General features: G+C 70.4%; 5 protein-coding genes. 3 read left to right on the forward strand and 2 right to left on the reverse strand.

The genetic code is table 11. From position 1 onward, the window contains the following. Positions 1 to 60 precede the first annotated feature (60 nt). Positions 61 to 1,518: an NAD-dependent malic enzyme gene (locus AB0M36_RS00730; protein WP_364150325.1), complete on the reverse strand. Its 1,458-nt coding sequence runs from the start codon at positions 1,516 to 1,518 to the stop codon at positions 61 to 63. 174 nt (positions 1,519 to 1,692) lie between these two features. Here AB0M36_RS00730 and hflX point away from each other — a divergent pair, with 174 nt between their 5' ends. Together hflX and AB0M36_RS00740 are read left to right on the forward strand one after the other, a co-directional pair. After that, positions 1,693 to 3,087 (forward strand): GTPase HflX, encoded by a 1,395-nt coding sequence (hflX, locus tag AB0M36_RS00735; RefSeq protein WP_364150328.1) that lies wholly within the window; start codon positions 1,693 to 1,695, stop codon positions 3,085 to 3,087. A gap of 260 nt (positions 3,088 to 3,347) precedes the next feature. Continuing rightward, positions 3,348 to 5,303 (forward strand): hypothetical protein, encoded by a 1,956-nt coding sequence (locus AB0M36_RS00740; protein WP_364150331.1) that lies wholly within the window; start codon positions 3,348 to 3,350, stop codon positions 5,301 to 5,303. A 1,001-nt stretch (positions 5,304 to 6,304) separates the two neighbouring features. Here the strand turns inward: AB0M36_RS00740 and lexA are convergent. Beyond that, entirely contained in the window at positions 6,305 to 7,027 is a 723-nt protein-coding gene (gene lexA / locus AB0M36_RS00745; protein ID WP_364152154.1) for a transcriptional repressor LexA, read from the reverse strand. Positions 7,028 to 7,438: 411 nt separating this feature from the next. On the opposite strand from lexA, the gene AB0M36_RS00750 reads away from it, so the two are divergent. Beyond that, positions 7,439 to 7,696 (forward strand): LysM peptidoglycan-binding domain-containing protein, encoded by a 258-nt coding sequence (locus tag AB0M36_RS00750; RefSeq protein WP_364150334.1) that lies wholly within the window; start codon positions 7,439 to 7,441, stop codon positions 7,694 to 7,696. Positions 7,697 to 7,901: the final 205 nt, after the last annotated feature.

Below are 7,901 nucleotides of genomic sequence, written 5' to 3' on the forward strand. Positions count from 1 at the left end.
CCCGCGGCTCGTCGGATGTGCGCGGCGCGGCCCAAGGCACGTCCGACGAGCGCGTGAGCGTCAGAACATCTCTTCGGGAGCCTCGTCCAGCTCGGTGTGAGGCGCCGCGGCCGCCGGGTGTGCCGGCGTGCCCTTGACCGTGGCGCGGATGGCGGCCGCGACCGCCGGTGTGACCCGCGCGTCGAAGACGCTGGGGATGATCACCGTCGGGTTGATCTTGTCCTCGCCGACCACGTTGGCGATGGCCATCGCCGCCGCCAGCGCCATCTCCTCGGTGAACTCCTGGGCGCTCACGTCGAGCATGCCGCGGAACACGCCGGGGAACGCCAGGACGTTGTTGATCTGGTTGGGCTGGTCGGAGCGGCCGGTCGCGACCACGGCGGCGTGCTGGCGGGCCTCCCGCGGGTCCACCTCGGGATCCGGGTTGGCCAGCGCGAAGACGATCGACTTGTCGGCCATCTTGGCGATGTCGTCACCGGTCAGCAGGTTGGGGGCGCTGACCCCGATGAAGACGTCCGCTCCGGCGATCGCGCCCGGCAGGTCGCCCGAGTAGTTGTCGCGGTTCGTGTGCTCGGCGAGCCACTGCCAGGTCGGCGTCAGGTCGTCCATGCCGCGGTGCAGGGCGCCCCTGCGGTCGTACGCGATGATGTCGCCCACGCCCTGGCGCAGCAGCAGCTTCATGATCGCCGTACCCGCGGCCCCCGCGCCGGAGACGACGACCTTGACGTCCGCGAGGTTCTTGCCGACGACCCGCAGCGCGTTCGTCAGCGCGGCCAGCACGCAGATCGCCGTACCGTGCTGGTCGTCGTGGAAGACCGGGATGTCCAGCAGCTCGCGCAGCCGCATCTCGATCTCGAAGCAGCGCGGCGCGGCGATGTCCTCCAGATTGATGCCGCCGTACGCCGGAGCGATCGCCCGGACGATGTTGACGATCTCGTCGGTGTCCTGCGTGTCGAGCACCACCGGCCAGGCGTCCACCCCGCCGAACCGTTTGAAGAGCGCGGCCTTGCCCTCCATGACCGGCATCGCCGCCGCCGGGCCGATGTTGCCCAGCCCGAGCACCGCCGAGCCGTCGCTGACCACCGCGACCGTGTTGCGCTTGATGGTCAGCCGGCGCGCGTCGGCCGGGTTCTCCGCGATGGCCATGCAGACCCGCGCCACGCCCGGCGTGTAGGCCCGGGACAGCTCGTCACGGTTGCGCAGCGCGACCTTCGACGACACCTCGATCTTGCCGCCCAGATGCAGCAGGAACGTACGGTCGGAGACCTTGCGGACGTCCACGCCGTCCTGTTCCTCCAGGTTCTTGACGACCTGGTCGGCGTGGGTGGAATCGGCGGTGTCGCAGGTGAGGTCGACGAGGACGCGGGTGGGGTCGGAGTCCACCACGTCGAGCGCCGTCACGATCGCGCCCGCCTCACCCACACAGGTGGTGAGCCGGCCGATGGACGAGGCGTCGGCGGTCACGGCGATCCGGATCGTGATCGAGAATCCTGCGCTCGGCAGGCGGGTGGTCACCACGGAAGTCCCTCCGTTGTCAGCGGGTGAATGTTCATATTCTCCCGCTTGAGGGAATGCCGGTGGACATCGCGGTGGTTACTGGTGAGTCAGACACTCTGCGACAACGCCCCGCCGCGTTATGTGGATGCGCCCGGTACCCCCGGCGTGCCACGATCGGGCGGAGGAGGTCACCTTTTGCGAACCGAGCTTTTCGAACCCGACGCCACCACCGGTGAACTGGAGCTGGAGGAGAGGCACTCGCTGCGGCGGGTCGCCGGGCTCTCCACCGAGCTCACCGACGTTACCGAGGTCGAGTACAGGCAGCTGCGGCTCGAGCGCGTGGTCCTGGTCGGCGTCTGGACCGGGGGCTCCATCTCCGACGCGGAGAACTCGCTGGCCGAGCTCGCCGCACTGGCCGAGACGGCCGGCTCCCAGGTGCTCGAGGGCCTCATCCAGCGCCGTTCCCGCCCCGACTCGGCCACCTTCATCGGCCGCGGCAAGGTGGAGGAGCTGCGCGACGTAGTCATCTCCACGGGCGCCGACACCGTCATCTGCGACGGCGAGCTGTCCCCGTCCCAGCTGCGCAACCTCGAGCAGCAGACGAAGGTCAAGGTCGTCGACCGGACGGCGCTGATCCTCGACATCTTCGCCCAGCACGCGAAGAGCAAGGAAGGTAAGGCGCAGGTCGAGCTGGCCCAGCTGCAATACCTGCTCCCGCGACTGCGCGGCTGGGGTGACTCGCTCTCCCGGCAGGGCGGTGGAGCCGGCGGCGGTTCCGGCGGCGGCGTGGGCACGCGTGGTCCCGGTGAGACGAAGCTGGAAACCGACCGGCGCCGGATCAACCATCGCATCGCCAAGCTGCGTCGTGAGATCAAGGCCATGCGCACCGTACGCCAGACGAAGCGTTCGCGCCGCGTCAGCAACGGCGTGCCGGCCGTGGCCATCGCCGGCTACACCAACGCCGGCAAGTCCAGCTTGCTCAACCGCCTCACCTCGGCGGGTGTCCTGGTGGAGGACGCGCTGTTCGCCACCCTCGACCCGACGACCCGGCGCACGGCCGCCGAGGACGGGCGCGTCTTCACCCTCTCCGACACGGTCGGCTTCGTCCGTCACCTGCCACACCAGATCGTCGAGGCGTTCCGCTCGACGTTGGAGGAGGTTTCCTTCGCCGACCTGGTCGTGCACGTGGTCGACGGCGCCCACCCGGACCCGGAGGGGCAGGTCGCCGCGGTCCGCGAGGTCCTGAGCGAGGTCGGCGCCGACCGCATCCCCGAGCTGCTCGTGGTCAACAAGACCGACGCGGCCGACGAGGAGACGCTGCTGCGCCTCAAGCGGACCTGGCCCGACGCGGTCTTCGCCTCGGCCCGCTCGGGGCAGGGCATCGCCGACGTGCACGCGGCCATCGCCCAGCGGCTGCCGCGCCCGGCGGTGGACCTGCGGGTCCTCCTTCCGTACGACCGGGGTGACCTGGTGGCGCGGATCCACCGGAAGGGGCAGGTTCTCGACACCCGGCACACGGACGAGGGAACCGAGCTTCGCGTACGCGTCGACGAGCAGTTGGCGGCGGAGCTGGAGCAGTTCCGCGCCTGACGGCCGCAGCCCGGGCTGGAGCGATCCGGTCCGGGCGGTCCGAATTGGGTTTCTTGCGGCTTTTTGGCCTTTTGGGGCCTGTCGGGAAGATTCGCTCCAGAGTAGAGACCCCGAGAGCCTCGAAGGCGGCTTGGTCGGGGGTTGACACGGGGCCCCAAAATGGCCCGATGTCCTTCGTTCCGTGCCCGGGCGCGCCCCGTCTGACCAGGCGTGATGCACGCGTCACGCCGGTTCGCGACAGCGCATGCGACACTGATCGGATGCGGCGTCTCGTGTTCCCGGCCATCCTGGCTTCCGGGCTGGTGGTGATGGGGGCCGTGCCCGCCTCTGCCGAGCCGGCCCCCGCGGCCACCTCGGCAAAGGCCGCGGCCGGCAAGAAGGTGTGCAAGGTCACCGATCCGCTCCTCAACGAGCTCTCGGGCATCGTGGCGACCGCTGACGGCTATGTCGTGATCAACGACAGCACCGACGCGACGCGCCAGAAGATCTTCTTCCTGAACAAGGACTGCCGCATCGTCGATCAGCAGGACTTCAGCGGTGCCGGTCCGCGCGACACCGAGGACCTGATCCTCTCTCCGGACGGCAAGACGCTGTGGATCGCCGACACCGGCGACAACAACGTGCGCACCAAGGATGCCGACCCCCGAGAGACCATCAGCGTCTGGACGATGCCGGCGGACGGCTCCAAGAAGCCCAAGATCCACCGCCTCGCGTACCCGGCCGGCGACAAGCACGACGCGGAGGCCCTGCTCCTCGACGGCTCCGGCAAGCCGATCATCGTCACCAAGGAAATCACCGGCCCGGCCTACCTCTACACCCCGACCGCCGCCCTCAAGACGAACAACACCGAGGGCGTACCGCTCAAAAAGGTCGGCCAGGTCGAGCTCCCGCGTACGGACACGCAGGGCACCTCCTTCGCCCGGCTCGCGCAGAGCGTGGTCACGGGCGCCGCGGTCGCTCGCGGGGGTCGCAAGGTGGTGCTCCGGACGTACCTGGACGCTTTCGAATGGGATGTCACCAACGGTGACGTGATCGGGGCGCTGAAGCAGAAGCCGAGAGGGACGGGCCTGCCCAACGAGCCGTTCGGCGAGGCGATCACCTACAGCGTGGACGGCAAGACCTTCGCCACTGTCTCGGACTTCGGCCAGCAGGAGGACGAAGAAGCCGTCAACTACATCCTGAGCTACACGCCGGCCACCAAGATCGTCCAGGCGAGCACGAAAACCGCCAAGGACCAGTCTTCCGCCGGACCGAGCTGGTTCTCCGACCTCAGCCTCTCGGACATCACCTACCTCGTCGGAGGCGTGGGCGTCCTAGGCGCGATCCTGGTCGGCGCGGGCGCCTTCGGCATCATCCGGGCCCGCAAGAAGCCACTCCCGGCACCGGCCGCGAAGAGTGCGGACCCCGCCGGCCCCGACCCGACCGACGCGGAAACAGAGCTCCTCACCGTAGGCGGCCCGCCGAAGAACCCGGGCGTCTACGGCGCGGGCGCGGCGGCATCCGGCCCCGGCGTGTACGGCGCCAAACCACCCCAGAAGTCCGGCGGCGTCTACGGAGGCGCTGCGAGCGGACCCGGCACCGGCCCGCAGGGTCGTCCGGGTGCTGCTCAGCCGGCTCGTCCTGGTGCTGTTCAGCCTGGTCGTCCGGGTGCTGTTCCGCCGGGTCGTCCCGGTGTTGCTCAGCCGGGTCGTCCGGGTGGCGCGGGGTCGGGTCGTCCGGGTGCTGCTCAGCCCGGTCGCCCTGGAGTCGCTCAGCCGGCTCGTCCTGGTGCTGTTCAGCCCGGTCGTCCGGGTGCTGTTCCGCCGGGTCGTCCCGGCGCTGCTCAGCCAGGTCGTCCGGGTGCGGGCCGGTCAGATGCTGCCCACCCTGGGCGTCCGAGTGGCGGCTCGCAGGGCCGCCCCACCGGCGGGGGCCAGCCCGACCGATCGGACGGCGCCGCACCGACCCGCCCACCCCAGAACGGCCAGCCCGGCGCCCGCCCCACCGGCGGCGGAACCCCAGGCGGTCGCGGCGGCGTCTACGGCGCCCCACCCGCGCCCCCCACGGCGGCCGGAGGCCGCCAGGCAGGCTCATCCCGCCCCACCGGACCCTTCGGCGCGGGCCCCCGCCCAGGGGGAGCCCCCTCGAACGGCGCGATGAACGCGATGAACGGTGTGCAGCAGCACGACGGGCGCCGGGAGGGGCCGGGCTTCAGCTGGCCTCCACAGAGTCGCTGACGCATAGCCAACTGTGGCGGTGGGCGCTGTAGCCCGCTTGTCTTAGGGGTTTCCGCGGTCGGCTGGTTTCGGCTTGGGGTGGCCGGCTCGCGGTCGGTTGGCTCTTTGGGGTGGCCGGCTCGCGGTCGGTTGGCTCTCCCGTCTGGGTTGGTCGTCTCGCGGCCCGATCATGTTCGCGGTCGTCTCGTGCCCGGCGTGTCGGCTGGTTTCCCTGGGGCAATCGGCTCGCGATCAGCTGGTTTCCGTCCGAGGGGGTCGGCTTGCGGTAGACCGTTTCCGTCGCGGCGTCGGCTTGCGGTAGACCGTTTCCGTCGCGGCGTCGGCTTGCGGTCGGCTGATTTCCGTCAAAGGCGGTCGGCCCGCGGTCATCTGGCTTCCGCTTTGGCGGTCGGCGCACGGCTCCGGCTCTGTTAGCGGCAGCCGCCGTCGTTCGGTTTCACTGGCGATGGCCGCCCGCGGTCAAACTGCTTCCCCGAGCGTGGCCCGCCGCCAACTCGTTCACGACGACCGTTGTTCGATCGTGGCTTCGTCGCCGGCTTTCCTGGTCCGGGCGTGATGCCATTGCTGCCTCGCGGGAGTCGTCGCCGCTGCCTCTGTCGGTGGGCGGATCCGGCGTCCCGGGGAGTGCGCGCGGTCTTGGGCGGCGCCGGCAGAGCGCGGCCCTGGCGGCGCGGGATAGAGGGGGTTCCGGGTGGGCAGCGCCGATCAAAGCTTGGCAGGGGCACGGCCCTCAGGACGGCGGGTCGGAGTCGGGCTCAGCGCCGTGACGGTCCTCGGGACGGCGGGTCGGAGTCGGGCCCGGCGCCGTGACGGTCCTCGGGACGGCGGGTCGGAGTCAGGCCCAGCGCCGTGATGGTCCTCGGGACGGCGGGTCGGAGTCGGGCCCAGCGCCGTGACGGTCCTCGGGACGGCGGTTGGAGTCAAGCCCGGCGCCGTGCCGGAGCGACCGGGCTCTCCTCACCGTCCGTCGAGCGGAACTCAGCCGTCGGTCCGCGCCAGGTTCAGACCCGGCGCAGCACCGCCACGACCCGGCCCATCACCGTCGCGTCATCGCCCGGGATCGGGTCGAACGCCGGGTTAGCCGGCATGAGCCACACGTGCCCATCCCGCTGCCGGTAACTCTTGACCGTCGCCTCGCCGTCGATCATGGCCGCGACGATGTCGCCGACGTTCGCTGTGGGTTGTTGGCGGACGACGACCCAGTCGCCGTTGCAGATGGCCGCGTCGATCATCGAGTCGCCCTTGACCTCCAGCATGAAGACCTCGCCCTCGCCGACGAGCTCGCGCGGCAGCGGAAAGAAGTCCTCCACGGCCTGCTCGGCCAGGATGGGCCCACCGGCGGCGATCCGGCCGACCAGCGGCACATATGCGGGCGCGGGCCGGGCCGAGCGCATCGCCTCGTCGTCGACCATGTCGCTCGGCGAGCGCACGTCGACCGCGCGCGGCCGGTTGGGGTCGCGGCGCAGGAAGCCCTTCTTCTCGAGCTCCTTCAACTGGTAGGCGACGCTGGAGGGGGACACGAGTCCCACAGCCTCGCCGATCTCCCGCACGCTCGGGGGGTAGCCGTAGCGCTCCACCCAGTCCTTGATGAACTCCAGGATGCGCCGCTGCCGGGCGGTCAGGTCGGCGGTGACCAGATCGGGGAACTGGCTGACCACCGGTGTGACCGAACGAAGCTGCGGCGCGTCGGCGCTACGGGCCCGGGCCGGGCTCCGGCGCCGCATGGCCGCCTTGACGTTCGTGGCCTCGGGCTTCGAGTCCTTTTGCTGCTGCCGGCTCGTCCGGTCGTCGGTCGACACGTCCGCCCTCCTTGTCGGCCACGGCCTCGCAGGCCCGTGGTGCGTTCGCGGAGCCGGACCTGCGCCGTGGGGATGGACGTCTGTCCGGCTGACCCCTCTTGAGGAGAACCTATCGGCGGGGTACGACAGATTCAAACATCTGTACGAGTTTCTCTCGGCGTGTCGCCCGGAAGTGCTCGACTTCCGTACGCCTGTTCTGATACACCGTCGTACGGGCGTTCGATCGAACGCCCGTACGAAGACAGTCGGCGAGGAAAGGTATTTGCCGTGGTAGCCACTGGTGTGCGTCCGGGCCGTCCAGCCCCACTGCGGTTGACGCGGCGAGGGCGGATCGTCGTGCTGACCCTGTTCTTCCTCCTGGCGTCGCTCGCCAGCGCAGTGTTGTGGACCACAGCCTCCCGGGCCGACGAAAGACCCCCGGGGCCGACCCGCTCGGTCGTCGTGCAACCCGATGACACGCTGTGGTCCATCGCCGAACGAGCAGTTCCCGAGCGCGCGCCGCGAGAGGTGATCCGCGAGATCCGCGCACTCAACGGCATCGAGCACTTTTACGTGTACGCGGGGGAGACACTGATCGTCCCGCCGAGGGACTGACGCTGGCCACGCCCCGGAGTCACCTCGATGGCCGGTCCGTTGACCGGGCCCAACGCCGGGCCGACGGCCGCCCAGCCGGGCCGACGGCCGCCCAGCAGCGTGCGCAGTGCTGAGCTCCCGGTTGGGCGACTGCGTCGAAGCCGCCCGGCCGACCTCCCGGCGAGGTCATTGGACAACCGGTGCTCCGGCGGGGTCGTTGGGCGAG

The organism is Actinoplanes sp. NPDC051346 (assembly GCF_040682215.1).
Taxonomy (GTDB): Bacteria; Actinomycetota; Actinomycetes; order Mycobacteriales; family Micromonosporaceae; genus Actinoplanes.